20 protein-coding genes are annotated in these 24,965 nt (G+C 62.9%); 11 read left to right on the forward strand and 9 right to left on the reverse strand.

Features of this window, described 5'->3' with window-relative positions:
• Window positions 1-185 precede the first annotated feature (185 nt).
• The 7 genes from LB536_RS03745 to LB536_RS03775 all read right to left on the reverse strand — a co-directional run bounded on the left by LB536_RS03745 (window position 186) and on the right by LB536_RS03775 (window position 8,944).
• Window positions 186-644, reverse strand: coding sequence for a hypothetical protein (locus LB536_RS03745; protein ID WP_140757597.1), 459 nt, complete (start codon window positions 642-644; stop codon window positions 186-188).
• A 113-nt stretch (window positions 645-757) separates the two neighbouring features.
• A complete protein-coding gene (locus tag LB536_RS03750; protein ID WP_140757596.1) occupies window positions 758-1,936 on the reverse strand; it encodes an MFS transporter in 1,179 nt (392 codons plus the stop codon).
• A 78-nt stretch (window positions 1,937-2,014) separates the two neighbouring features.
• Window positions 2,015-2,755, reverse strand: coding sequence for an NUDIX hydrolase (locus LB536_RS03755; protein WP_224590163.1), 741 nt, complete (start codon window positions 2,753-2,755; stop codon window positions 2,015-2,017).
• 73 nt (window positions 2,756-2,828) lie between these two features.
• Entirely contained in the window at window positions 2,829-3,263 is a 435-nt protein-coding gene (locus LB536_RS03760; protein WP_224590164.1) for a DUF983 domain-containing protein, read from the reverse strand.
• Window positions 3,263-5,569, reverse strand: a complete 2,307-nt coding sequence (gene rnr / locus LB536_RS03765) for a ribonuclease R (RefSeq protein ID WP_140808671.1) — start codon at window positions 5,567-5,569, stop codon at window positions 3,263-3,265. Before rnr ends, LB536_RS03760 begins: the two co-directional genes overlap by 1 nt.
• A 6-nt stretch (window positions 5,570-5,575) precedes the next feature.
• Window positions 5,576-8,212 carry a type I DNA topoisomerase gene (gene topA / locus LB536_RS03770; protein ID WP_224590165.1) on the reverse strand — a complete coding sequence of 879 codons (2,637 nt, stop codon included), beginning with the start codon at window positions 8,210-8,212 and terminating at the stop codon, window positions 5,576-5,578.
• Between the two features lie 354 nt (window positions 8,213-8,566).
• On the reverse strand, window positions 8,567-8,944 hold the full coding sequence (locus tag LB536_RS03775; RefSeq protein ID WP_140757591.1) for a hypothetical protein: 378 nt from the start codon (window positions 8,942-8,944) through the stop codon (window positions 8,567-8,569).
• A 171-nt stretch (window positions 8,945-9,115) separates the two neighbouring features.
• On the opposite strand from LB536_RS03775, the gene LB536_RS03780 reads away from it, so the two are divergent.
• From LB536_RS03780 to LB536_RS03805, 6 genes are all read left to right on the forward strand, one after another.
• Window positions 9,116-9,862 (forward strand): cytochrome c biogenesis CcdA family protein, encoded by a 747-nt coding sequence (locus LB536_RS03780; protein ID WP_224563142.1) that lies wholly within the window; start codon window positions 9,116-9,118, stop codon window positions 9,860-9,862.
• Between the two features lie 124 nt (window positions 9,863-9,986).
• On the forward strand, window positions 9,987-11,363 hold the full coding sequence (gene glmU / locus LB536_RS03785) for a bifunctional UDP-N-acetylglucosamine diphosphorylase/glucosamine-1-phosphate N-acetyltransferase GlmU (protein ID WP_224590166.1): 1,377 nt from the start codon (window positions 9,987-9,989) through the stop codon (window positions 11,361-11,363).
• Between the two features lie 201 nt (window positions 11,364-11,564).
• Complete coding sequence (glmS, locus tag LB536_RS03790; RefSeq protein WP_224590167.1) at window positions 11,565-13,388, forward strand: glutamine--fructose-6-phosphate transaminase (isomerizing); 1,824 nt, start codon at window positions 11,565-11,567, stop codon at window positions 13,386-13,388.
• 101 nt (window positions 13,389-13,489) lie between these two features.
• Entirely contained in the window at window positions 13,490-13,771 is a 282-nt protein-coding gene (locus LB536_RS03795; RefSeq protein WP_224590168.1) for a type II toxin-antitoxin system RelE/ParE family toxin, read from the forward strand.
• Between the two features lie 38 nt (window positions 13,772-13,809).
• A complete protein-coding gene (locus LB536_RS03800; protein WP_224590169.1) occupies window positions 13,810-14,109 on the forward strand; it encodes a HigA family addiction module antitoxin in 300 nt (99 codons plus the stop codon).
• Window positions 14,110-14,199: 90 nt separating this feature from the next.
• Window positions 14,200-14,952 (forward strand): DUF502 domain-containing protein, encoded by a 753-nt coding sequence (locus LB536_RS03805; RefSeq protein ID WP_224590170.1) that lies wholly within the window; start codon window positions 14,200-14,202, stop codon window positions 14,950-14,952.
• On the opposite strand, the gene recG is transcribed toward LB536_RS03805, so the two are convergent.
• Entirely contained in the window at window positions 14,904-17,012 is a 2,109-nt protein-coding gene (gene recG, locus LB536_RS03810; protein WP_224590171.1) for an ATP-dependent DNA helicase RecG, read from the reverse strand. The two genes, LB536_RS03805 and recG, sit on opposite strands and share 49 nt — an antisense overlap.
• A 92-nt stretch (window positions 17,013-17,104) precedes the next feature.
• Here recG and LB536_RS03815 point away from each other — a divergent pair, with 92 nt between their 5' ends.
• The 3 genes from LB536_RS03815 to LB536_RS03825 all read left to right on the forward strand — a co-directional run bounded on the left by LB536_RS03815 (window position 17,105) and on the right by LB536_RS03825 (window position 22,493).
• Window positions 17,105-17,392: a succinate dehydrogenase assembly factor 2 gene (locus LB536_RS03815; RefSeq protein WP_140757584.1), complete on the forward strand. Its 288-nt coding sequence runs from the start codon at window positions 17,105-17,107 to the stop codon at window positions 17,390-17,392.
• A 71-nt stretch (window positions 17,393-17,463) separates the two neighbouring features.
• Window positions 17,464-20,961 carry a transcription-repair coupling factor gene (gene mfd / locus LB536_RS03820; protein WP_224590172.1) on the forward strand — a complete coding sequence of 1,166 codons (3,498 nt, stop codon included), beginning with the start codon at window positions 17,464-17,466 and terminating at the stop codon, window positions 20,959-20,961.
• A 158-nt stretch (window positions 20,962-21,119) separates the two neighbouring features.
• The gene (locus tag LB536_RS03825; RefSeq protein ID WP_140757582.1) at window positions 21,120-22,493 is read left to right on the forward strand and encodes a class II 3-deoxy-7-phosphoheptulonate synthase; all 1,374 of its coding nucleotides are present in this window, start codon (window positions 21,120-21,122) and stop codon (window positions 22,491-22,493) included.
• Between the two features lie 118 nt (window positions 22,494-22,611).
• Here the strand turns inward: LB536_RS03825 and LB536_RS03830 are convergent, their stop codons facing one another.
• Window positions 22,612-23,682, reverse strand: coding sequence for a sensor domain-containing diguanylate cyclase (locus LB536_RS03830; protein WP_224590173.1), 1,071 nt, complete (start codon window positions 23,680-23,682; stop codon window positions 22,612-22,614).
• 412 nt (window positions 23,683-24,094) lie between these two features.
• Between LB536_RS03830 and LB536_RS03835 the strand changes: the two genes are divergently transcribed.
• Together LB536_RS03835 and LB536_RS03840 are read left to right on the forward strand one after the other, a co-directional pair.
• Window positions 24,095-24,517, forward strand: coding sequence for a GFA family protein (locus tag LB536_RS03835; RefSeq protein WP_224590174.1), 423 nt, complete (start codon window positions 24,095-24,097; stop codon window positions 24,515-24,517).
• A 78-nt stretch (window positions 24,518-24,595) separates the two neighbouring features.
• Window positions 24,596-24,955 (forward strand): diacylglycerol kinase, encoded by a 360-nt coding sequence (locus tag LB536_RS03840; RefSeq protein WP_140808648.1) that lies wholly within the window; start codon window positions 24,596-24,598, stop codon window positions 24,953-24,955.
• The last annotated feature ends 10 nt before the right edge of the window (window positions 24,956-24,965 follow it).

Raw genomic sequence — 24,965 nt, forward strand, 5'->3', positions numbered from 1 at the left:
AGTTTTGGCCGCTGGAGCACGGGGAAAACACCCGGACGCGGGAAACTTGGCGCGACACATAAAGAACGTGCCTGGAAAGTCAAGCCCGGCGTCCCCCATTGTCGTAAGCACATGAGTTGTCCGGATTAGGTAGCACATGAATTGTCCGGTTTTTATCGCCAGCCAAAGGAGGCTGGGAACATAAATCAGGCGGTTTCCACCTCTGATACCGCAACCCTCTTCCAGTCTCCGGTCGTATTCCACCAGCGATTCGGATTGGCGCGGTCGTCCAGCCCCTTGGAGCGGCTGGCAAGGATCGGCTGGATGCGGATCACCGGCTCCTGATAGGAATGCGCCTGGAAAATCGCCTCGACGACGCGGGCTGCCAGCGCTTGGTCATCAGGCAATTCGAATGAAACCTCGACCGTGCCCGGGCGGCGGCGCAATTCGGTCTCGGCGCCGGCCGCGGCCCCTTCCAGTGGCCTGTAGCGCTCGATGCCATGCGCCGACTGGTACGCATTGCGGTCATACTTGCCCATGGCGAGCGGTGCGATCGCCACCACCGCATCCATGATGCGGTCGACGTCGGCAGCCGGAGCCTGGAAGCTGACGAGCAGAAGGAGCGTCATTCGCAGCGAAGTGGTTTCAAAACCGCTGTCGATCATCGGAGTGTCCTCGGTTCAGGGGTGTTTTAGGACACCCTTTTAACCGGTGGCTGCTGACACGGTTCTGTCAGCAGCCTGCCGCTGCACAGTGCCGATAAACGATTGGTTGGGCTCTACAGGAGGATCTTGCGGACGAGCCTGAAGCAGACCAGGGCGATGTAGGCGGCGAAGAACAGGCCGAGCGACCAGCCAAAGCCGGAAGGCCCGAAACTGTCCATGCCGATGCCGATCGCCTGCGGGCCAAGCACCATGCCGACGCCGTAGCACAGCACGAAAGCGGCATTGGCCGACGCCAGTTCGTGGCCGGAAAGCTGCGAACCGAGATGGGCGAGGCCGATCGTGTACATGGCCGCGACGAAACCGCCCCAAACGAAAAGCAGGGCAGCCATCAAGTGCCAGTTCGCGGCAAAGAACGGCATGAACATCGTGCCGGCGAGACCGACCGCGGCGCAGGCGAGCAGCAGATAGCGCCGGTCCGTGACGCGGTCGCTGATCATGCCGATCGGGATCTGCAGCAGCACATTGCCAAGGCCGATCATGGTCAGCAGCAGCGCCGCATCGGCCTCGGAGTAGCCGATGCGGTTGCCGTAGACCGGGAACAGCGCGAAGCCGCCGGTCTCGACCGCACCGAACACAAGCACGGCGAAAGTCGCGGTCGGCACCAGCCAGATGTAGCGCAGGAAGTGGCTGGTTTCGCTGTTCGCCACGATGGTGGGGCTTTCGTTGCGCGCGGCCAGCACCGGTATGGCGGCCAGCGTCACCAGGGCGATGATGACGCCGAACGGCCTGAAGCCGGAACTGCCGAGGTGGGCGAACAGCCACGGCCCCGCGGCAAAACCGAGCGACAGGACGGTGGCGTAGATGCCAAGCACGAGGCCGCGCCGGTGTGGCGGCGCCGATGTGCTGATCCAGAATTCGGACAGGATGAACAGCACCGTCAGCGCGATGTGCAGCACGATACGCAGCGGGAACCACATCCAGAAATCGGGCGCGAAATGGAAACCGACGAAGGCCAGCGCGCCGGCGGCGATCATGGCGATCATGGTCCAGGCGACGCCGAAGCGCATGGCAAGCGGCGTGGCGAGCGGCGCTCCGGCGATCGAGGCGAGACCGGCGACGGCCGTGTTGAGGCCGATCATCGAGGCCGAATGGCCGCGTGTTTCCAGGATGACGCTGAGCAGCGGCATGCCGAGGCCGATGGCAATGCCGACGACGCTGATCGACGAGATCGCCGCCACCATCGGCAGCCAGTGTACGCGTTCGTCGCCCTTTGGTTGGGTATCGACCGTCATGAGATGCTGAATACTCTGTCTGTTTGATCTTACGCAATTCCGGACGGAAAACCGCGTCACACTTTTCCTGGAATTGCTCTAGAGAAGTTCGCGGGTGAAGCGGTTGCGGACAAGCCTGTAGAAGGGGACAGGGCCGCCCGGACGCAGCAGTGGATCATTGGCGAGCCGCTTTTCAAGCTCGTCCAGGATCATTCGGGTGATGTCGGGTATGTCAGCCTGCTTGGCCTTGGCGAGCGGCAGCCAGACCAGTTCCTCCAGTTCGTTGGTCGGGCCGCCATCGGGCAATTCGATGGCGACGTCGCCACGCCAGGCACTGAAGAAGCGGGTGTCGAAGCGGCGCACCCGGTTCGGCGGGGTGATGGCGCGCGCGACGAAGCGCAATGCCTCCAGCGACGGTGCCACGCCATGTTCGACGAAACCCTGCCAGTCGCGCCTGGTCGTGGCAAAGGCGCCTTTGCGGCCGATCAGCAGCCCGGCTTCCTCGTAGGTCTCGCGGACCGCCGACAAAGCGATGGCGCGGGCGCGGGCGTGACTGGTGCGGCCGGGGCCGGCCGTCAGCTTGGCTTCTTCGTGCTGGTTAAGTGCCGTCGCCGTCGGGATGCGGCTGTCGGCAGGGTCGGTGCGGCCGCCGGGGAAGACGAATTTCCCGGGCATGAAGGCATGCGCGGCGTGGCGGCGTCCCATCAGCACCAGGACGTCGTCGCCGTTGCGGTCGAGAAGGATGAGAGTCGCGGCGTCACGCGGACGCAAGGGACGGCCGCCATGCGTGGCAAGACCCTTGTCGAGCTTGTCGGCATCCGCCTTGGTCATTGCTTCCATGCGCAGGACCTAGCGGAAACTTCTTGCATGCGAAAGTGGCCCTAACGATTGGCATGTTGCGCCAGCCGACATTTCAGGCGCCGGGATGCGGCTCGATCACATCCTTTTCGCCACCAAATCCGTGCATATAGAATGCCCATTGCAATCCGATGACGGCGCCCTTGACAGGCTGCAACAGCGCGACCGACAGCAGGATGGTCAAAGGCACCCATATGGCAATGTGCTGCCAGGTGGAGAGCGTCGAGGTCGCCTCGATACCCATGAAGGCGCCGAGAACGATGTGGCCGACGATGACGATGACGAGATAGGCAGGCAAATCGTCGGCGCGATGGTGATGAACCTCCTCGCCGCAGACGCCGCAGGTTTCGACGGTCTTGGTGAAACCGCGGAAGAGCTTGCCTTCGCCGCAATTCGGGCAGCGGCCCAAGAGGCCCCGCTTCATCGCCGTCCACAACGGGCGGGCAATCCGGCCTGAGTGATGTTCGCCGCCAAAAACCTGTTGTTCCATCATCGTCTCCTGCCGCGCGACCCCGGTCGCGATTGCGACGCACGGGCGCGGCCCTTAGCCTTGTGAAACGACCTGCTGGAGCCTGGCAGGGGCTTTGGGTCGGTCAACATCTCGAAGCGCATCGCGCCGGCCATCGGCGCCACCTCGACGAGCCGGACCTCGACGCGGTCAGCGAGCTGGTAGCCCTTGCCCGAGCGTTCCCCGAACAGGGAGCGGGCCGTTTCGTCGTATATATAATAATCGCCGCCCAGAGTTGACACAGGGATGAAACCATCGGCGCCATACTGCGGCAATTGGACAAAAAGTCCTGATTTGGTGACTCCGGAGATGCGGGCGTCGAAGCGGTCGTCGATGCGCTCGGCGAGATAGGCGGAGATCAGCCGGTCGACCGTGTCGCGCTCGGCTGCCATTGCGCGCCGTTCGGTGCCGGAGATCAGCACGGCGACGTCTTCGAGGCGAGCCTCCTCATCTTGCGTCAGTCCGCCTGGACCGAGGCCGAGCGCGGCAATAAGCCCGCGATGCACGATCAGGTCGGCGTAGCGGCGGATCGGCGAGGTGAAATGCGCGTAACGCCTGAGGTTGAGGCCGAAATGGCCGATGTTCTTGGGTGAATATTCGGCCTGGCTCTGCGAGCGCAGCACCACTTCGTTGACCAGCGCCTCGTTGTCGGCGCCGCGCACGCGCTCCAGAATGCCGTTGAACTGGCTGGGCCGCATCTGGGCGCCGCGCGCCAATGACAGGCTGAGCGTCTGCAGGAATTCGCGCAGCGATTCCTGCTTGGCCAGCGACGGCGCGTCGTGGATGCGATAGACCAGCGCCTGCTTCTTGCCCTCCAGCGTTTCGGCGGCCGCGACATTGGCCTGGATCATGAATTCTTCGATCAGCTTGTGGGCGTCGAGCCGCTCCGGCACGATGACGCGGTCGACCGTGCCATCCGGTTTGAGCAGGATCTTGCGCTCCGGCAGGTCGAGCTCGAGCGGCTGGCGGCTGTCGCGGCCGCGCTTGAGGATCGCATAGGCATCCCACAGCGGCCTCAGCACGGTGTCGAGGATCGGGCCGGTCTTGTCGTCCGGCACGCCGTCGATCGCTGCCTGGGCCTGGCTGTAGGCGAGCTTGGCCGCCGATTTCATCATGACGCGATGAAAGGAATGCCTGATCTTGCGGCCGTCGGCGGAGAAGGTCATGCGTACCGCCAGAGCCGGCCGATCCTGGCCCTCCCGCAACGAGCAGAGATCATTGGAGATGCGCTCGGGCAGCATCGGCACGACGCGATCCGGGAAATAGACCGAATTGCCGCGCTTCAGTGCCTCGCGGTCGAGCGCGGTGCCATAGCGGACATAGGTGGCGACGTCGGCGATCGCGACGGTGGCGATAAAGCCGCCGAGATTTTTCTCGTCGAGGTCAGGCGTGGCGAAGACGGCGTCGTCATGATCCTTGGCGTCGGCCGGATCGATGGTGACCAGCGGCAGGTCGCGCCAATCCTCGCGATGGGCAAGCGTCGCCGGCTTCACCGCCTCGGATTCGGCGATGACGTCGGCCGGAAAAATGTGCGGAATGTCATGCGCGTGGATGGCGATCATCGAGACCGCCTTTTCGCTGGTCAGCGAACCCAGCACGTTGAGCACCTTGGCGCGCGGCAGCCCATAGCGCGAGGCGCGCGCGGGCTCGACCTCGACCAGGTCGCCATTTTTGGCGCCGTTCTGGAATTCCTTGTCGACGATCAATTCCGGCTGGCGCCGTTCCACCGGCTCGATGCGGAAAGTGCCGTCCTGAAGCACGCGGAAGACACCGAGGACGGCGTCCGCGCGCTTCTCGAAGATCTTCATCACCCGGCCGGTATAGGCGGGGCCTGATGGATCATCGGTCGGAAACGTCTTGGCCAGCACGCGGTCGCCAATGCCTGGCGCCGGTCCGTTGCCCCCACGCGAAACGCGGATCGAGACCACGGGAGGTTCGCCCGGACCAACGGGCTCGGCCGGATGCGCCAGCAAGATACCATCGGCGTCGCGGCCAAAAATGTCGAGCACGGCGACATGGGGCAGGGCGCCGACCCGGGCCAGCCGCTTGCGCTCCTTGGTCAGAACGCCTTCGTCCTGCAAGTCGCGCAGGAGATCCTTCAGCCAGATGCGGTCGTCGCCGCGCAGCGCGAACGCCTTGGCGATGTCGCGCTTTCCGGCGCGATCTGGGTTTTCGGCGATGTAGCGCAGGATTTCGTCACGCGAGGGCCGGTAGTCGTCCTTGACCTTGGCCCGGGTGTCGGCGGTGCGCGGATCGCCGTGGCTTCGTCCGGTGATCCTGCGCGCCACGCCGTCCTATCCTTTCTTCTTTGCGGCCGGCTTCTTCGCAGCCGGCTTTTTGGCCGCCGTTTTCTTGGCTGCGGGCGCCTTGGCCGCCGCAGCCTTGCGGAACGGTTTCTTGCCGCCGCCGCCCTTGGCTTCCTTCTCGGCAATCAGCGCCAGCGCATCCTCGATCGTCACCGATTGCGGATCCTTGCCCTTGGGTAGCGTGGCGTTGACCTTGCCGAAATTGACGTAAGGGCCGTATTTGCCGTCGCGCACGACGATCTTGCCGCCGCCGTCCGGATGGTCGCCGAGCTCCTTCAGGGCTGCCGGTGTGCCGCCGTTGCGGCCGCCCTTGCCCTTCGACTGCTTCTCGGCAATCACGGTGACGGCACGGTTGAGGCCGATCGAGAACACGTCCTCGATGCTGTCGAGATTGGCATAGGTGCCATCGTGCAGCACGAACGGACCGTAGCGGCCGAGCCCGGCCGAGATCATCTTTCCGCTTTCGGGATGCTTGCCCACGTCGCGCGGCAGCCCCAGCAAGGCGAGCGCCTTCTCATGATCGATGGATTCAGGCGTCCAGCCCTTGGGCAGGCTCGAGCGCTTGGCTTCCTTGCCGTCGCCGCGCTGGATATAGGGGCCGAAGCGGCCCGAGCGCAGCGTGATTTCCTCGGCCGTGTAAGGATCCTTGCCGAGCACCCTGGTGCCGTCCTCGCCACCGCCATTCTCGCCATTGGGATTGGCGGCGTCGCCGAGTTGGCGGGTGAAGGAGCATTCCGGATAGTTCGAGCAGCCGACGAAAGCACCGAACTTGCCGAGCTTCAGCGACAGATTACCGGTGCCGCATTTCGGGCAGATGCGCGGATTGGAGCCGTCCTCGCGGGCGGGGAAAACCAGCGGCGCCAGTTCCTCGTTCAGCGCATCGAGCACATCGGTGACGCGCAGCTCCTTGATGTCGGCGACGGCGCCCGAAAAATCCTTCCAGAAATCGCGCAGCACGTCCTTCCAGGCGAGCTTGCCGTCGGAGATCTCGTCGAGCTTTTCCTCCAGCGATGCGGTGAAGTCGTACTCGACATAGCGCTCGAAGAAGCTTTCCAGGAAGGCCGACAGCAGGCGGCCCTTGGCCTGCGGCACCAGCCGGCGCTTGTCGATCGTGACATAGTCGCGGTCCTCGAGCGTCTTCAGGATCGCCGTGTAGGTCGACGGACGGCCGATGCCGAGCTCTTCCAGCTTCTTGATCAGCGACGCCTCCGAATAACGTGGCGGCGGCTCGGTGGTGTGCTGGGTGGCATTGATCGCGCGGCGGGCAAGCTGCTCGCCGGCGCGGATTTCGGGCAGACGGCGGTTTTCCTCGTCTTCGGCGTCGTCGTCCTTCTGGTCGGTGTAGGCGGCGATGAAGCCGTCAAAACGGACGACCGAGCCGACGGCGCGAAGTTCGGCGGTACGGGCGCCGTTCAGCGCCTCGATCTCGACAGTGGTGCGCTCGATCTCGGCCGACTGCATCTGGCTGGCGATTGCGCGCTTCCAGATCAGCTCATAGAGCCGCATCTGGTCGGCATCGAGATATTGCCTGACCGACGCCGGGGTGCGCATGAAATCCGTCGGGCGGATGGCTTCGTGCGCTTCCTGGGCGTTCTTGGCCTTGGTGGTGTACTGGCGTGGCTTCTCCGGCAGGTATTTCGGGCCGAATTCCTTTGCGATGGCATCGCGAGCGGCATCGATCGCCTCGGGCGCCATCTGCACGCCGTCGGTTCGCATATAGGTGATCAGGCCGGTGGTTTCGCCGCCGATCTCCATGCCCTCATAGAGCCGCTGCGCCACCTGCATGGTGCGCGTGGCGGAGAAACCGAGGCCCGATGAGGCGGCCTGCTGCAGCGTCGAGGTGGTGAAGGCTGGACCGGGGTTGCGCCTGGTCGGCTTGGCTTCGACGGACAGCGCCTTGAAGGTAGCACCCTCGAGCATCGCCTTTATGTCGTCGGCCTGCGCCTTGTTGGAAATGTCGAGCTTTTGCAGCTTCTTGCGCTCGAATGCGGTCAGGCGGGCTTCGAAAGTCTCGTTGCGCGGTGTCCCGAGGATGGCAGCGATCTGCCAATATTCCTCGCGGATGAAGCGCTCGATCTCGGATTCGCGGTCGCAGACCAGACGCAATGCCACGGACTGGACGCGGCCGGCGGAACGGGCGCCCGGCAATTTGCGCCACAGCACCGGCGACAGCGTGAAGCCGACGAGGTAATCCAACGCGCGGCGGGCGAGATAAGCGTCGACCAGCGGCGCATCGATCTGGCGCGGATTGGCCATCGCCTCCAACACCGACGATTTGGTAATGGCGTTGAAGACGACGCGGCTGACCGGCTTGTCCTTCAGCGCGCGCTTCTGCTTGAGCACTTCCAGCACATGCCAGGAGATCGCTTCACCTTCGCGATCCGGGTCGGTGGCGAGGATCAGGCCGTCGGCATCCTTGACCGCCTTGGCGATGTCGGCGAGACGCTTGCCGGACGCGGTGTCGACCGCCCAGGACATAGCAAAATCTTCGTCCGGACGCACCGAGCCATCCTTGGCCGGCAAATCCCTGATATGGCCGAACGAGGCCAGAACCTTGTAGTTCCTGCCCAGATATTTGTTGATTGTCTTTGCCTTGGCCGGCGATTCGACGACGACGACGTCCATGAGGTCTCATATCAGCTGTGATGCGGCAGAAGAATTCCGCTGCGCGCGACGAAATCTCGGTTCTGTTCGTCGCTCACATGGCCGCGCTTTGGCATCCGGTCAAGGGGAAGAAGCCAAATTGCGGGGGCGCCGGCAGCAATACACTCTTAGAGTGTATGGAGAAGATCACAGAATTTCGGTCAGGGCGACGGTGGTCGCGAGTCGGCGGAAAACGACCGCTTCAAACTCCGGCCGAGTCGTGGAAAGCCGTTCAATGCCTCGCCGGGCAATGCCGCCGATCGATGCTGGCCGCCGGCTGCGTGGAGGAATGCGGCGACCAGCTTGCCCGACGGCAGGCGCAGAGCAGGGGCAGGCCTAGTTGGCTTTGACGACGTGCCAGACACCGGCGACGCCATCACCGCTCATGTCGCCGGCCTTCTTGTCCTTGATGAAGGTGTAGACGGGCTTGCCGTCATAGGCCCACATCTTGGTGCCGTCGGTGCGATCGACAACGCTCCATTCATTGTCGGACTTGGCGCCGGCCTTGGCCTTCAGCGCCGGCCAGTTGGCGGCGCATTTGTCGTAGCAATTGCTCTTGCCCTTCTCGTCCTTGTCATAAGTGTAAAGCGTCATGCCTTTGGCATCGGTATAAATCTTGGTGCCGCCGACCTCGGCTTCCTTCCACGCCTCTGCGGCAAAGGAGGCGGCGGTGCTGAGCAGAAGCGCGGCCAGCGCTGCGGTTATCGTTTTCATGGAAATCTCCGTGGCTGATATTCGAAGGCGCGCGGGAAATCGCGGCCTCGTTGTGTCAACGTCCTGCGCGGATGCTTTCTTCCCCGCCCGCGATGACTTGCCACACGATGGTGATTGGCGGACAAACCCGCGTGCCGCTATATCGAACGCCAAACAGTCGGAGCTTCGGAAATGGCATTGGACATCGGCTATGTCAGCGCGGTCGGGGCGGGTGCCATCTCGTTCCTGTCGCCATGCGTGCTGCCGCTGGTGCCGCCCTATCTCTGCTACATGGCCGGCGTCTCGGTCGACGATTTCCGCGGCAATGCCGGTGTGACGGCACGGGAAGGCGCACGCGGCGCGCTGCTTTACTCCTCGATCGCCTTCGTGCTCGGCTTCTCGACCGTGTTCGTCACGCTCGGTGCCGGCGCCTCGACCATCGGCCGGCTGCTGCGCGTCTGGCAGGAGCCCCTGGCGATGGGCGCCGGCGTGCTGATCATCCTGATGGGCCTGAATTTCCTCGGCATTCTGCGCATTCCGCTGTTGTCACGCGAGGCGCGCTTCCAGTCGCAGGGCAAGCCGGCCAGCGCCGTCGCCGCCTATGTCATGGGCCTTGCCTTCGCCTTCGGCTGGACGCCCTGCATCGGCCCGGTCCTGGGACCGATCCTGACGCTGGCCGGCGGGCGCGAAACCGTGGGCGAGGGCGCGTTGCTGCTCGCCGCCTATTCGCTCGGCCTCGGCATACCGTTCCTGATCGCCGCGCTGTTCTCCGGCGCCTTCATGCGCTTCCTCGGCAAATTCCGCGTCCACCTTGGCCGCGTTGAAAAGGCGATCGGCGCGCTGCTGGTGGTCGCCGGCGTTTTTTTCCTCACCGGCGGCGTGCAGACGGTGTCCTACTGGTTGCTGGAGAACTTCCCGGTGCTGGGGCGGCTGGGGTAAGCCTGCTGATTAAAAGTCAGTTGCTCTTCCGTCTGCATCTCACCGGAATTTAACCGCATTGGTGCAGCATGGCGCCACTGCTATCCTGTCTTGATTCCCAACCCTTTTCCTATGGTTGCCTTCCATGAGCCAGAGAACCTGCCTGTCCGTCATCCTCGCCGCCGGCGAAGGTACGCGCATGAAGAGCGCGCTGCCGAAGGTGCTGCACCAGATCGCGGGGTTGCCGATGGTGGCTCATGTGGTGAGGGCGGCCGAGGCCGCTGGCGCCAGCAGCCAGGCGCTGGTCATCGGATATGGCGCGGATGAGATGCGCAAGGCGGCGGCGAAGTTTGCGCCGAAGGCAGAGACCTTCGTGCAGGAAAAGCGCTTGGGAACGGCGCATGCTGTCTTGGCTGCTCGCGAAGCGATATCAAGGGGTTATGACGATGTGCTGGTGATGTTCGGCGACACGCCGCTGATCGACGCGGATGCGCTGATGGCAGCTCGGTTTAGGCTCGCGGAAGGTGCGGCTGTCGTGGTTATCGGCTTCCGTCCGCCCAATCCGACCGGCTATGGCCGGCTGATCGAAAAAGGCGGCAAGCTGACCGCCATCCGGGAGGAAAAGGACTGCAGCGCGGAGGAACGGAAGATTGGTTTCTGCAATGCCGGCATGATGGCGGTGGCCGGCGCGCATGCGCTGAAGCTGCTCGACGCCGTCGGCAACAAGAATGCCAAGGGCGAGTATTATCTAACCGACATTGTCGAGATCGCCAGAGCCCAGGGCCTCGATGTGGTTGCCACCGAAGCCAGCTTCGAAAGCGCGCTCGGCATCAACAATCGCATCGACCTAGCGCAGGCCGAGGCCGTCTGGCAGGCACGCCGTCGGCACGAGGCCATGTTGTCGGGCGTGACGCTGATCGCGCCGGAAACCGTTTATTTCTCGCACGACACCGAAATCGGCGCCGACACCATTGTCGAGCCGAATGTCTGGTTTGGTCCTGGCGTGAAAATCGCCGGCGGCGCCAAGATCCATGCGTTCAGCCATATCGAAGGCGCAACCATCGCGTCCAATTGCGATGTCGGGCCGTTTGCGCGGCTGAGGCCGGGCGCCGATCTCAAGCAGAAGTCCAAGGTCGGCAATTTCTGCGAGGTCAAGCAGGCCGTTATCGAGGAGGGCGCCAAGGTCAATCACCTGACCTATATTGGCGACGCGCGCGTCGGCGCCAGGGCCAATATCGGCGCCGGCACCATCACCTGCAACTACGACGGCTATTCGAAATTCTTCACCGACATCGGCGAGGGCGCCTTCATCGGCTCCAATTCCTCGCTCGTGGCGCCAATCACCATCGGTAGTGGCGGGTATATCGCCTCGGGCAGTGTCATCACCGAAAGCGTACCCGACCAAGCGCTGGCCTTCGGCCGAGCTCGCCAGAAAACGATCCCCGGCAAGGGGAAGGAACTGCGCGAACGGCTTGCTTCCGCGGCGGCGGCAAAGAAGAAGGCGGCCGGCGCCGACCATTAGCGATTGGTCGACAGATCTGCTTTCTTGTTGGAGCAATCGAAAAACCGAACGATTGCAGTAACCGGATTGCAAGAGCGGTGTGTCATAGTGCATGCGTGCGCAAGCGTCCGTTACACCGGACGAAATGCAATGTGATTTTCGCGGCAGGCCGGCCACGCCTAAATTGCGCTGGTTTTCCATGGGCAATCGGGGACTGTCTGCATGTGCGGTATTGTTGGAATCGTCGGCCGCTCGCAGGTTGCGCCGCTCATCGTCGATGCGCTGAAGCGGCTCGAATATCGCGGCTATGACTCGGCAGGCGTTGCAACCATCGCGAAGGGCGAGCTCGGTCGCCGCCGTGCCGAGGGCAAGCTGGTCAACCTCGAACGCCGGCTCAAGGATGAGCCGCTCGACGGCACGATCGGTATCGGCCATACGCGCTGGGCGACCCACGGCGTGCCCAATGAGGCCAATGCGCACCCGCATTTTTCCGACGGCGTCGCCATCGTCCATAACGGCATCATCGAGAATTTCGCCGAACTGCGCGACGAGCTGATCCGCGACGGTTATTCTTTCTCGTCGCAGACCGACACAGAAGTCGTGGCGCATCTGGTGGCGCGCGAACTCGCCAAGGGGCTGAATCCGGTCGAGGCGGCGCACAAGGCTCTGAAACGGCTGGAAGGCGCTTTTGCGCTGGCGATCATGTTCAAGGGCGACGAGGACCTGATCGTTGGCGCCCGCAACGGTCCGCCTCTGGCCGTCGGCCATGGCGATGGCGAGATGTTCCTGGGCTCGGACGCGATCGCGCTCGCACCGTTCACCAATTCGATCACTTATCTCGAGGACGGCGACTGGGCGGTGGTTCGCCGCGACAGCGTCGCCATCTTCGACATCGACGGCAAAACGGTCGACCGCAAGCGCCAGCAGTCGCTGTCGACCAGCTTCATGGTCGACAAGGGCAACCGCCGCCATTTCATGGAGAAGGAGATCCATGAGCAGCCCGAGGTGATTTCGCACACGCTGGCTCATTATGTGGATTTCGTCTCCGGCGTCTCCAGACCGCTCGATCTGCCGTTCGATTTCGCAAGGATCGGCCGGCTGGCGATCTCGGCCTGCGGCACTGCCTATCTCGCCGGCCTGATCGGCAAATACTGGTTCGAGCGCTATGCGCGGCTGCCGGTCGATATCGATGTCGCGTCGGAATTCCGTTACCGCGAGATGCCTTTGTCGGCCAACGATGCCGCCTTCTTCATCTCGCAATCCGGCGAAACCGCCGATACGCTGGCTTCGCTGCGCTATTGCCGCAAGGCCGGCATGAAGATCGGCGCCGTCGTCAACGTGCGCGAATCGACCATGGCGCGCGAATCCGACGTCGTGCTGCCGACGCTGGCCGGCCCCGAGATCGGCGTCGCCTCGACCAAGGCTTTTACTTGCCAGCTCTCAGTACTGGCCTCGCTCGCGGTGCGGGCGGGCGTGGCACGCGGCACGATCTCGAAAGAGCAGGAGAAAACCCTGGTGCGGGAGCTCTCCGAAGCGCCGCGCTATGCCAACCAGGTGCTGAAGCTCGAAGAGCAGATCGAGCGGGTCGCGCGTGAGATATCGCGCTACTCCGATGTGCTCTATCTCGGCCGCGACACCAATTTCCCGCTGGCCATGGAAGGCGCGCTAAAACTCAAGGAAATCTCCTACATCCATGCCGAGGGCTATGCCGCGGGCGAGTTGAAGCATGGGCCGATCGCGCTGATCGACGAGAACATGCCCGTCATCGTCATTGCGCCGCACGACCGCATCTTCGAGAAAACCGTGTCCAACATGCAGGAAGTAGCGGCTCGCGGCGGCAAGATCATCCTGATCACCGACGCCAAGGGCGCGGCACAGGTGAGCGTGAAGACGATGGAGACGATCGTGCTTCCGGATGTGCCGGAAATGATCTCGCCCATCATCTACGCGCTGCCGATCCAGATGCTCGCCTATTTCGCCGCCGTGTTCATGGGCACCGACGTCGATCAGCCGCGCAATCTGGCGAAATCGGTGACGGTGGAATAGCTATCGGCGATTCCCAATTTGCCGCTGCCAAACTTTGTATCGATCGATGATACTTGCGCGCCACACTGTATCAATGTATGATACAACCAAGAGGGCGCCTCTTGATCGTTTCGTTCAAAGGTAAGGCGGTCGAAGCGGTTGCCGAAGGAAAGGCGCCAAAAGGCTTTCCGCCGGATTTGGTTGCTCGTGGCGAACGTCGTCTTCGCGCGATTGCCAACGCTGCCCAGCTGAATGACCTTCGGTCGCCGCCCGGAAATCATTTGGAAGCCCTGAAAGGGAGCCGCGTTGGGCAACATTCAATTCGTATCAACGACCAGTGGCGCATCTGCTTCAGATGGACGGCTGCTGGCGCCGAAGACGTGGAGATCGTCGATTACCATTGAGCGGGCACTTGCCCTGAACCCTTGAGGACTCCTGAACTATGCTCAAGTTCGCACGTCCAGTTCATCCTGGAGAATTCCTGCGTGAAGAATATCTCGTCCCGCTCGGCATGAGTGCAGGCGCGCTGGCGAAAAAGCTCAATCTTCCGCGCACCCGTATTGAACGCATCGTCAAGGAGGAGATCGGCCTGACTCCCGACACGGCCCTTCGCCTGGCGAGGTTTTTCAATACCACGCCTGAATTCTGGATGAATTTTCAGCAGGCTTACGAGCTTGAGACCGAGGCGAAGAAGTTGGCGCCGGAACTTGAGAAGATCGCGCCGCTGGAAGCAGCCGCATAACAGGACCTTTAAAAACTTCTAAAAACTTCGCAGTTCCAAAGCGTCTTCCGGTTCACTAGTGTCGAGCCGCAACCCGCGCCCCGGTGAACCATGTCAGACGCTCCCAAGACTTCCGGCATGACCCGGCTGAGGAACTATTTCCTCACGGGCTTCGTCGTCTGCGCGCCGCTGGCGATCACCGCTTACATCGCCTGGTCGTTCATCGGCTGGGTCGATTCCTGGGTCAAACCCTATATTCCGTTGCGCTACAGCCCCGACACCTATCTGCCGTTCCCGGTCCCGGGGTTCGGGCTCATCGTCGCGCTGATCCTGATCACGCTGATCGGGTTCCTGACCGCCAACATCGTCGGCCGCGCCATCGTCGGCTTTGGCGAGCGCCTGCTTGGCCGCATGCCCTTGGTGCGCGGCATCTATGGCTCGCTGAAGCAGATTTTCGAGACCGTGCTGTCAAACAAGGGCGACATGTTCCGCCAGGTCGGGCTGGTCGAATATCCACGCAAGGGCGTGTGGTCGCTGGTGTTTGTCGCCAGCGAAAAGGAAACCGAGATCAACCAGAAACTCGACCAGGAAGGCGATCCGCTGATCGCGGTGTTCATGCCGTGCACGCCGAACCCGACGACCGGCTTCCTGATGTATGTTCTGAAGTCGGACATCGTGCCGCTCGACATGACGATCGAGGACGGCGCCAAGCTGATCGTGTCGGCCGGGTTGGTGGCGCCCGAGGTGAAGACGAAATTGGTGACGCTGAACGGTGAGCCGATCAACGGAACCCTGGCAAATCCGCCGCTAGGGCCTCATCCGGCGCGCAGGAGCCGTACGGCCTCGTCGCGGCCGAACAAGTAGAGCAGGAGGCGCAGCGCCTCGCCGCGATCCGATTGCAGTTCGGGGTCGCGCGACAGGATCAGCCTGGCGTCGTCTCGGGCGGCTTCCAGCAGGTCGGCGTGCGCCTCGATCCGCGCCACCTGGAACCCCGGCGTGCCGGACTGACGGGTACCCAACAACTCGCCTTCGCCGCGCAATTTCAGGTCCTCTTCGGCGATCAGGAAGCCGTCCTCGGTCTCGCGCATCACCGACAGCCGGCGTTTGGCGGTTTCGCCGAGCGGGTCCTTGTAGAGCAGCACGCAGGATGACTTGATGTCGCCGCGCCCAACCCGGCCGCGCAGCTGGTGCAACTGGGCGAGGCCGAAGCGTTCGGCATGCTCGATGACCATGATGGTGGCGTCGGGAACGTCGACGCCGACTTCGATGACGGTGGTGGCGATCAGGATGCGCGTCTCGCCCTGCTTGAAGGCGCGCATCGCCTCGTCCTTCTCGGCACCCTTCATGCGGCCATGGACAAGGCCGATGCGATCGCCGAACATTGGTTTCAGCGAGGCGAAACGATCCTCGGCCGACATCAGTTTTATCTCTTCGGATTCCTCGACCAGCGGGCAGATCCAGTAGATCTTTTGGCCATCCGCGACGGCATCGAGCATGCGGCCGACCAGTTCGTCGAGCCGTTCGAGCGGCAGCGTGACGGTGCGGATCGGCTGGCGGCCGGCCGGCTTTTCCGTCAGCTTCGACACGTCCATGTCGCCGAAGGCGGTCAGCACCAGCGTGCGCGGGATGGGAGTCGCGGTCATCACCAGCATGTCGGGCGCATCGCCCTTGGCGGTGATGGCGAGCCGCTGATGAACGCCGAAGCGATGCTGCTCATCGATGACGGCCAGGACTAGGTCGTGGAAGCTGACAGTTTCCTGAAACAGCGCGTGGGTGCCGACGACGATATCGATCTCGCTGCTGGCAAGACCAGCCAGTGTTTCGGCTCGCTCGCGGCCCTTTTCGCGGCCGGTGAGGATAGAGACGCGCAGCCCGACCTGGGCGGCAAGCGGGGTGATCGTCGCCAGATGCTGGCGCGCCAGGATTTCGGTCGGCGCCATCAGCGCCGCCTGGCCGCCGGCCTCTACGGCGCGTGCCATTGCAAGCAGCGCCACCACCGTCTTGCCGGAGCCGACGTCGCCTTGCAACAGCCGCAACATGCGCTCGGGGTCAGCGAGATCGGCGTTGATTTCGGCGAGCGCGAATTCCTGCGAGGGAGTAAGCGAATAGGGAAGGGCCGTGCGCAGCTTCTCGACAATGCGGCCATCGCCGACGAGAGGGCGGCCTGACAGGCGTCGCACCTTCGCCCGCACCAGCGCCAGCGAGACCTGGCCGGCAAGCAATTCATCATAGGCGAGGCGGCGCCATGCAGGCCCTTCGACCGCGACATCGATCGGATCGGCGGGATAGTGGATACGGGTCAGCGCGTCGCCGAAGGACGGAAAGCTCTGACGGCGCATGAAGGCACCATCCTGCCATTCCGGCAGTTCCGGCAGGCGGCCGAGCGCCTGGCCGATCGCACGCCGCAAAACCTTGCCGGAGAGCCCCGCCGTCAGCGGATAGACCGGCTCGACCAGCGGCAGGTTCTCGGCTTCGCTGGCGAGTGCGATATGGTCGGGATGGACCATGGTCGGGCGTCCGTTGAACCATTCCATACGGCCCGACACCACGACATGCTCGCCCACCGGCATTGCTTTTTCGAGATAGGCGGCATGGGCATGGAAGAAGGTCAGGCCGATTTCGCCGGTATCGTCATGGGCGTATACGCGGTAGGGCACCGACCTGTTGCCGCGCGGCGGCGGCTGGTGGCGGTCTATGCGTAGCTCGAGCGTCACGATGGCGCCTTCCGCGGCAAGCGCGATGCCAGGCCGGCTGCGGCGGTCGATGACGGTATGCGGCAGCACGAACAAGAGATCGCCGGCGCGCCCGGCGCGATCGCCGAGATCGGCCGCGACGACCTTCTCGATAAGCACGCCAACTTTCGGCCCGACGCCGGTAAGCGAGGTGATCGGGACAAACAGGGGATCGAGGATGGAAGGACGCATGATGTCAGCTTATGTCGCGACGGCCGCAGCGCAAGGCTGACACCGCCCACTATCCACGCTATATGCGCCGCTTGAAGCGAGGATGCGGCACAATGACCGGAACGAAACGATCAAGCGAGGGGCTGGACGCCCACCGCCGCAAGCTGTTGTTCCGTTCCTGGCATCGCGGCATGCGCGAGATGGACCTCATCCTCGGCACCTTCGCCGATGCCGAGATCGGCACCTTGACCGCCGAGGAAATCGACCAATATGAGAGGCTCCTCGATATTGTCGACACAGATTTCCTGCCGCTGGTCACGGGCGAACGCCCGGTGCCGGCGGAGATCGATTGTGCCGTCCTGCAAAAAATCCTGGCGTCCCGCCGGACCATGACATTCTGAACAAAAGCAATTCCAGGAAAAGTGCGAAGCGGTTTTCCGTCCGGAATTGCGATAAACAAGACCGTGATTTGATGGCTCTCATTCCCACCATTGGCTTGCCGAAGGGCCGCGCCGGCCAGTTCATCGTCGACGGTGTCGCCGACGGCTACGAGGCCTTCGCGCTGGTACAGACGGCGCTCGAGATCGCACCCGACAAGCCGGTGTTGTTCGTGGCCCGCGACGGTCAGCGCCTGCCTTCCATCGTCGAGGCGCTGTCCTTCGTCGCGCCCGGCCTGCCTGTGCTGGAGCTGCCTGCCTGGGACTGCCTGCCATACGACCGTGTGTCGCCCGGTTCCGATGCCGCCGCCAAGCGCCTCGATGCGCTGACCGCCATGATCGCGCTGGCGAAGAAACCGCACCGTGCCGTCATTCTCACCACCGCCAATGCGCTACTGCAGCGCATCCCGCCTGCTGAGCTTGTCGAGGCGCAGACCTTCCACGCCAGACCCGGCAACCAGATTGACATGAATGCGCTGATCGCGCGGCTGGAGACGTCGGGATTCGAGCGGGTGCCGACCGTGCGCGGCATCGGCGAATTCGCGGTGCGCGGCGGCATTCTCGACCTCTTCGCACCCGGCTGGACCGAGGCGCTGAGGCTCGATTTCTTCGGCGACACGCTGGAATCGATCCGCGTCTTCGACGCCGCCACGCAGCGCACCACCGGCCAGCGCAAGTCGATGGCGCTGCAGGCGATGAGCGAAGTGGCGCTGACGCCCGACACCATCAGCCGCTTCCGCCGCGCCTATATCGAAGCCTTTGGCGCGCCATCGCGTGACGACGGGCTCTACGCGGCGGTCAGCGAAGGGCGGCGCTTCGCCGGCATGGAGCATTGGCTGCCGTTCTTCTACGAGCGGCTGGAGACGGTTTTCGACTACCTGCCCGACGCACCTGTGGTTTTCGACCATCTGGCGCATGAGGCGCTTGCCGAACGCCATACGCTGATCCTCGACCACTACGAGGCGCGCAAAAAGCAGGCTGAAGGGGCGCTCAGGGATGCGGTGCCCTACAAGCCTGTTGCGCCGGACCTGCTCTATCTCTCGCCGGAGAATCTCAAGGCTTCGCTTGGCGAGCGCGAGGACATCGACTTTACCGTGTTCGATGCGCCCGACGTTGGGGGTAAGAAAGTCTTCCACGCCGGCTCGCGCCATGGTCGCAGCTTCGTCGAGGAGCGAGCCGATCCGAACGTCAATGTCTTCGATGTCGTCGTCCGGCACATAGCCGACGAGCGCGCGGCGCGCCGCCGGGTTGTCATTGCCGGCTGGACGGAAGGCTCGCTCGACCGGCTTGGCCAGATCCTGGCCGAGCACCATCTCGGCAATCTCAAACAGGTCGAGACGCTGGCGCAGGCGGAACAGCTCGAGCCCGGACAGGCGGCATTGGCGGTTTTGCCACTGGAATCCGGTTTTGAGACTGAAAAGCTGGTCGTTGTCGCCGAACAGGACATTCTGGGCGACCGGCTGATCCGCCGCTCGAAGCGCAAGAAGCGTGCTTCCGATTTCATTGCGGAGGCCTCGGCGCTGTCGGCCGGTGACATTGTCGTCCATACCGACCATGGCATTGGCCGTTTTATCGGCCTGCGCACCATCGAAGCGGTCGGCGCGCCGCATGACTGCCTGGAAATCCACTATGCCGGCGACGACCGGCTGTTCCTGCCGGTGGAAAACATCGAGCTGCTGTCGCGCTATGGCTCCGACACAGCCGAGGCAACGCTGGACAAGCTCGGCGGCGGCGCCTGGCAGTCGCGCAAAGCCAAGCTGAAACGGCGCCTGCTCGACATGGCCGGACAGCTGATCCGCATCGCCGCCGAGCGGCAGATGCGCGCCGCACCGCCGCTGGTGCCAGCCGAAGGCCTCTATGACGAGTTTGCCGCCCGCTTCCCTTACGAGGAAACCGACGACCAGCAGACGGCGATCGACACGGTGCGCGACGACCTTGGCGCGGGCAAGCCGATGGACAGGCTGATCTGTGGCGACGTCGGCTTCGGCAAGACCGAAGTGGCGCTGCGCGCCGCCTTCATCGCGGCGATGGAAGGGTTTCAGGTCGCGGTGGTGGTGCCCACGACACTGTTGTCGCGCCAGCATTTCAAGACATTCTCGCAGCGTTTCTCAGGGCTTCCCATCCGTGTCGCCCAGGCCTCGCGGCTGGTCGGTGCCAAGGACCTGGCTGAGACCAAGAAGAGCATTGCCGAAGGGCAGGTCGACATCGTCGTCGGTACCCATGCGCTGCTGGGCGCCGCGATCTCGTTCAAGAATCTCGGCCTGCTGATCATCGACGAGGAGCAGCATTTCGGCGTCAAGCACAAGGAAAGGCTGAAGGACCTGAAGACCGACGTCCACGTGCTGACGCTGTCGGCGACGCCAATTCCGCGCACGCTGCAACTGGCCCTGACCGGCGTGCGGGAATTGTCGCTGATCGCCACGCCGCCGGTCGACCGCATGGCGGTGCGCACCTTCATCTCGCCGTTCGATCCCTTGGTGATCCGCGAGACGCTGCTTCGTGAGCGTTATCGTGGCGGGCACTCGTTCTATGTCGTGCCTCGTATCAGCGATCTCTCGGAAATCCATGATTTCCTGAGAGAATCCGTGCCTGAGCTGAAAGTCGCCGTGGCCCATGGGCAGATGCCGCCGGGCGAACTCGATGACATCATGAACGCCTTCTACGACGGCCAGTACGATGTGCTTCTGTCGACCACCATCGTCGAATCCGGTCTCGACATCCCGACCGCCAACACGCTGATCATCCACCGCGCCGACATGTTCGGCCTGTCGCAGCTCTACCAGCTGCGCGGCCGCGTCGGGCGCTCGAAGGTGCGCGCCTATGCGCTGTTCACCCTGCCGGCCAACCGCAAGCTGACCGACACGGCCGAGCGCCGGCTGAAGGTGCTGCAATCGCTCGATACGCTCGGCGCCGGCTTCCAACTCGCCAGCCATGACCTCGACATCAGGGGCGCCGGCAATCTTCTCGGAGAAGAACAGTCCGGGCATATCAAGGAGGTCGGCTTCGAGCTCTACCAACAGATGCTGGAGGAAGCGGTGGCCGAGGTGAAGGACACCGGCGAGGTCCAGGATGGCGGCTGGTCGCCGCAGATTGCTGTCGGCACCGCCGTGATGATCCCGGAAGGCTACGTGCCGGACCTGCAGCTCAGGCTGGCACTTTATCGCCGTCTCGGCGATCTCGAAACCACCGAGGAGATCGACGCCTTCGGCGCCGAGCTAATCGACCGTTTCGGACCGCTGCCGGACGAGGTGAAGCATCTCCTCAAGATCGTCTTCATCAAAGCGCTCTGCCGCAAGGCCAATGTCGAGAAGCTCGACGCCGGGCCGAAGGGCGTCGTCATCCATTTCCGCAAGCGCGAGTTTTCGAACCCGGTCGGACTGGTCAAGTATATTGGCGAACAGGGTTCGCTGGCCAAGATCCGGGCCGACCATAGCGTGGTCTTCATCCGTGACTGGCCGACGGCGGAGAAGCGCCTGGCGGGCTCAGCTATCGTCATGACGCAACTGGCGAAGTTGGTGGAGAAGGCGGCCTGATCTCGCCTTCCGGGCCATGCTGGAGGCGCCAGGCCATTCGCCAGCACCGAAATTCCGGTCTAGAATAGGAAATCGGCTTCGTGTATGGAGCCGCCACCCCATTTAGGGGCTGAAATGGCGGGCAAGGGTGTTCGCCGGAAAGAGCGTTGGGTGCAGCGATGACGAAATGGTCGCCGAATTCGTGGAGAGCAAAGCCGATCAAGCAGGTTCCCGCTTATCCGGATCTTGCCGCGCTGAAGAACACGGAAGCCCAACTCGCCACCTTTCCGCCGCTGGTCTTCGCCGGCGAGGCGCGCAAGCTGAAGAAGCAGCTCGCGGCTGTCGCTGCCGGTGACGCCTTCCTGCTCCAGGGCGGCGACTGCGCCGAGAGTTTTGCCGAACATGGCGCGGACAACATCCGCGACTTCTTCCGCGTCTTCCTGCAGATGTCGGTCGTGCTGACCTTTGCCGGTGCCCAGCCGGTGGTGAAGGTTGGCCGCGTCGCCGGCCAATTCGCCAAGCCGCGCTCGTCCGACAACGAGACCAAGGGCGGCGTGACGCTGCCGAGCTACCGCGGCGACATCATCAACGGCATCGAGTTCGACGCCAAGTCGCGTATTCCCGATCCGGCGCGCCAGGAAATGGCCTATCGCCAGTCGGCGGCGACGCTCAACCTTTTGCGCGCCTTCGCGCAAGGCGGCTATGCCAACCTGGAGAATGTGCATAGCTGGATGCTCGGTTTCGTCTCCGATAGCCCGCAGGGCGAAAAATACGAGTCGCTCGCCAACCGCATCACCGAGACGATGGATTTCATGCGCGCGGTCGGCATTACGTCCGAAACCAATTTCGCGCTGCGCGAAACCGACTTCTACACCAGCCACGAGGCGCTACTGCTCGGCTACGAGGAGGCGCTGACCCGTGTCGATTCGACCTCCGGCGACTGGTACGCCACGTCGGGCCATATGATCTGGATCGGCGACCGCACGCGCCAGCCCGACCACGCGCATGTCGAATATTGCCGCGGCATCAAGAACCCGCTCGGCCTGAAATGCGGTCCGTCGCTGACGCCGGACGGCCTGCTGGAACTGATCGACCTGCTGAACCCCGAGAACGAGCCGGGGCGGTTGACACTGATCGCCCGCTTCGGTTCGGACAAGGTTGCCGACCATCTGCCGAAGCTGGTGCGCGCGGTGCAGAAGGAAGGCCGCAGCGTGGTCTGGTCGTCGGATCCGATGCATGGCAACACGATCGAAGCGGCCGGCTACAAGACACGGCCCTTCGACCGCATCCTGAAGGAGGTGCAGACCTTTTTCGAGGTGCACCGCGCCGAAGGCACCCATCCGGGCGGCATCCATGTCGAGATGACCGGCAAGAACGTCACCGAATGCACCGGTGGCGCGCGTGCCATCACCGCCGAGGAGTTGCAGGACCGCTACCACACCCATTGCGATCCGCGCCTCAACGCCGACCAGGCGATCGAACTGGCCTTCCTGGTCTCGGACTTGTTGAAGAAGAGCCACCCGGTGCAGCACAGGCAAGTCGCGAACGGCTGAGCCTGGCCAATTGGATCGATAAAGGAAAGGCGTCTGAGAAACCCGGCGCCTTTTCCATTTTCAGCTTTTTTGTTTGTTCCTTCGACCGCGCTGGCGCGACCCGAAAAAAGCAAAGGCTTCAGTCTTGCTTGTAGAGCAGCCAGCTCTTGCCGGTGCGCCCTGCCATGGCCGAATGCCTGGTAATGCGGTTGCGGCCACCGACTTTCGAGCGATAGAGCGCGCGATCCGCCTTGGTGTAGAGATCTTCGGGGCCTTCGGCCTCGGACGCCATGCAGATGCCCATCGATACCGTCACGGTGCCGTAATTCATTCCGGTCTGGCTGCTGGTGAATGGCGTCTGCTCGATCAGGGCGCGAATGCGTTCCGCGATCTCGTAGGTTGCGTCTTCGCTGGCGCCCTCGATGATCAGCGCGAATTCCTCGCCGCCGGTGCGGGCGACGAACATGTCGCCGCGAATGCTGGTCTGGAAAATCTCGGCGATGATCTGGATGATCTTGTCGCCGACAGGATGGCCGTAGCGGTCGTTGATGTCCTTGAACCGATCGATGTCGACAAGAACCAGGGCATTGAACAGGATACCTTTGGTGCTGTTGTAGATCCTGGTGATTTCCTTGTCGAAGGCGCGGCGGTTCCAGATATGGGTCAAAGGATCCGTGTCGGCCAGCCGCTTGTATTCCTCGAGCTTCGACTTGACGCTCTCGAGCTCTGCCGTCTTGTCGCTGAGCGTCGAGGCGATCTGCCGGCCGTGATCGATCGTCGAATTGGTCGCCGTCGTCATTGCGTTGGCGATCTTTTGCAGAAGATCCTGGGAGAGAAGGCTGCGGTTGCTCAGGCCGCTCGATGTCTCATCGAGGATTCTGCCGTATTTTTCGATGTGGCTGCGCTCGCTGCGCAGGAGCGACGCGACCTCCTCGAGTTCTCGGGCGATGATGTCTCTGGCATGCTCGACGATGCCAGGGCCATGGTTATGGGCGAAGAAGGTGCGCCCGATCTGGTCGATCTCGTCCTGCGTCGGCCGGTTGCTCAGCGATACGACGGCGAGGCTGAGCTCGCGGTTGGTACCGCTCAAGGCCTCATAGAAAATCTCGTAGTTGCGTGGCACACCGAGTACGCCAAGCTGGCGCATGGTGGCGACAACGGTGGTTGCGATATCGGTGCTTCGTTCGGTCGGGGCTGCTGCCGGCTGCATGTCTGATTCACTCTTCCCCTCGGATCCCGACGCAGAATTCGCGGGTTCCCTTGATCGCCGACCTGGGGAGCGCTACCCAATGCTCCAGAACAACTTGCGAAGAGGCGCGGCCCCATCCGCACCCTTCGCTTGTGAGATCATAGTTGCGTCAGCGCTAAAGTTTCCTTAATTCGCACGACTTCCACAGATTTTCTCTACGTGTCGCTGTACGCGCGTAAAGTTTTGCATTGCCATCGCGGGACAGCACTCAGTTTGGTGGTCTTGAATTCCAAATTCCGCGGTGTGCTGCCGCAAATGAAACTGAATTTCGAATTCGTCACGCCAGTCGATGTCGTATTTGCTTGCGCGTAATCACGGCGAAGCTGGAATCCTGACAGTGATGCTGGACGAGTTTTCTTCAAGGAGTGCCGAAATGAGCGACAACCACCAGGGATCATGTCTGTGCGGAGCGGTCCGCTTCCGCACGAGTGGCGCGCTGCGTGGGGTTGTCTACTGCCATTGTTCGCAATGCCGCAAACAGAGCGGGCATTTCTATGCCGCGACCAATGTCGCCGACCCCGACATCGTGATCGACGGCACGGAAAGCATCACCTGGTACGAGGCTTCTTCCTTTGCCAAGCGCGGCTTTTGCAAGACATGCGGCTCGCTGCTGTTCTGGAAGCCACGGGACGACGCTTATATCTCGGTCCTGGCGGGATCGTTCGACACGCCGACAGAGCTCAAGGGCGAATGCCATATCTTCGTCGGCGACAAAGGCGACTACTATTCGATCGACGACGGGCTGCCCCAGTTTGAAATGTCGACGCCGTCGATCAAGGTACTGTCGGGCAAATGAATTTTGGGCGATCAGCCTTATTCCATTGATCGGGGCATTGCTTTATCCCGGGCCGGTGATTCCGAGAGGGGCCTTGGCATGCAGCGGCTGATCGATGCTTTTATCAATTCGGTGCGGGCATTTCGCAAGCTTGCGGTCAGCGAGAAGGCTTTCCAGCAGGAACTGATGCTGCTGGTGCTGGCTTTGCCGGCCGGATGGTTCGTCTCGGTCTCCTGGCGCGGTTACGCCTTGCTCATCGGTGCGGTGCTGATGCTGATCATGGTGGAGGTGCTGAACACCGGCATCGAGGCGGCCTGCGATGCGTTCAGCCGCGAATTCAATGTCGATATCCAGCTGGCCAAGGACTGCGGCTCGCTGGCGGTGCTGATTTCGGTCGTGATCGTTGCCGGCGTCTGGAGTATCGCTCTCATCGAGCGGATCACCGGCGCTTCCATCTGATTTTCCTCGC

Source organism: Mesorhizobium sp. ES1-3 (assembly GCF_020164795.1).
In the GTDB taxonomy this organism is placed as follows: Bacteria; Pseudomonadota; Alphaproteobacteria; order Rhizobiales; family Rhizobiaceae; genus Mesorhizobium.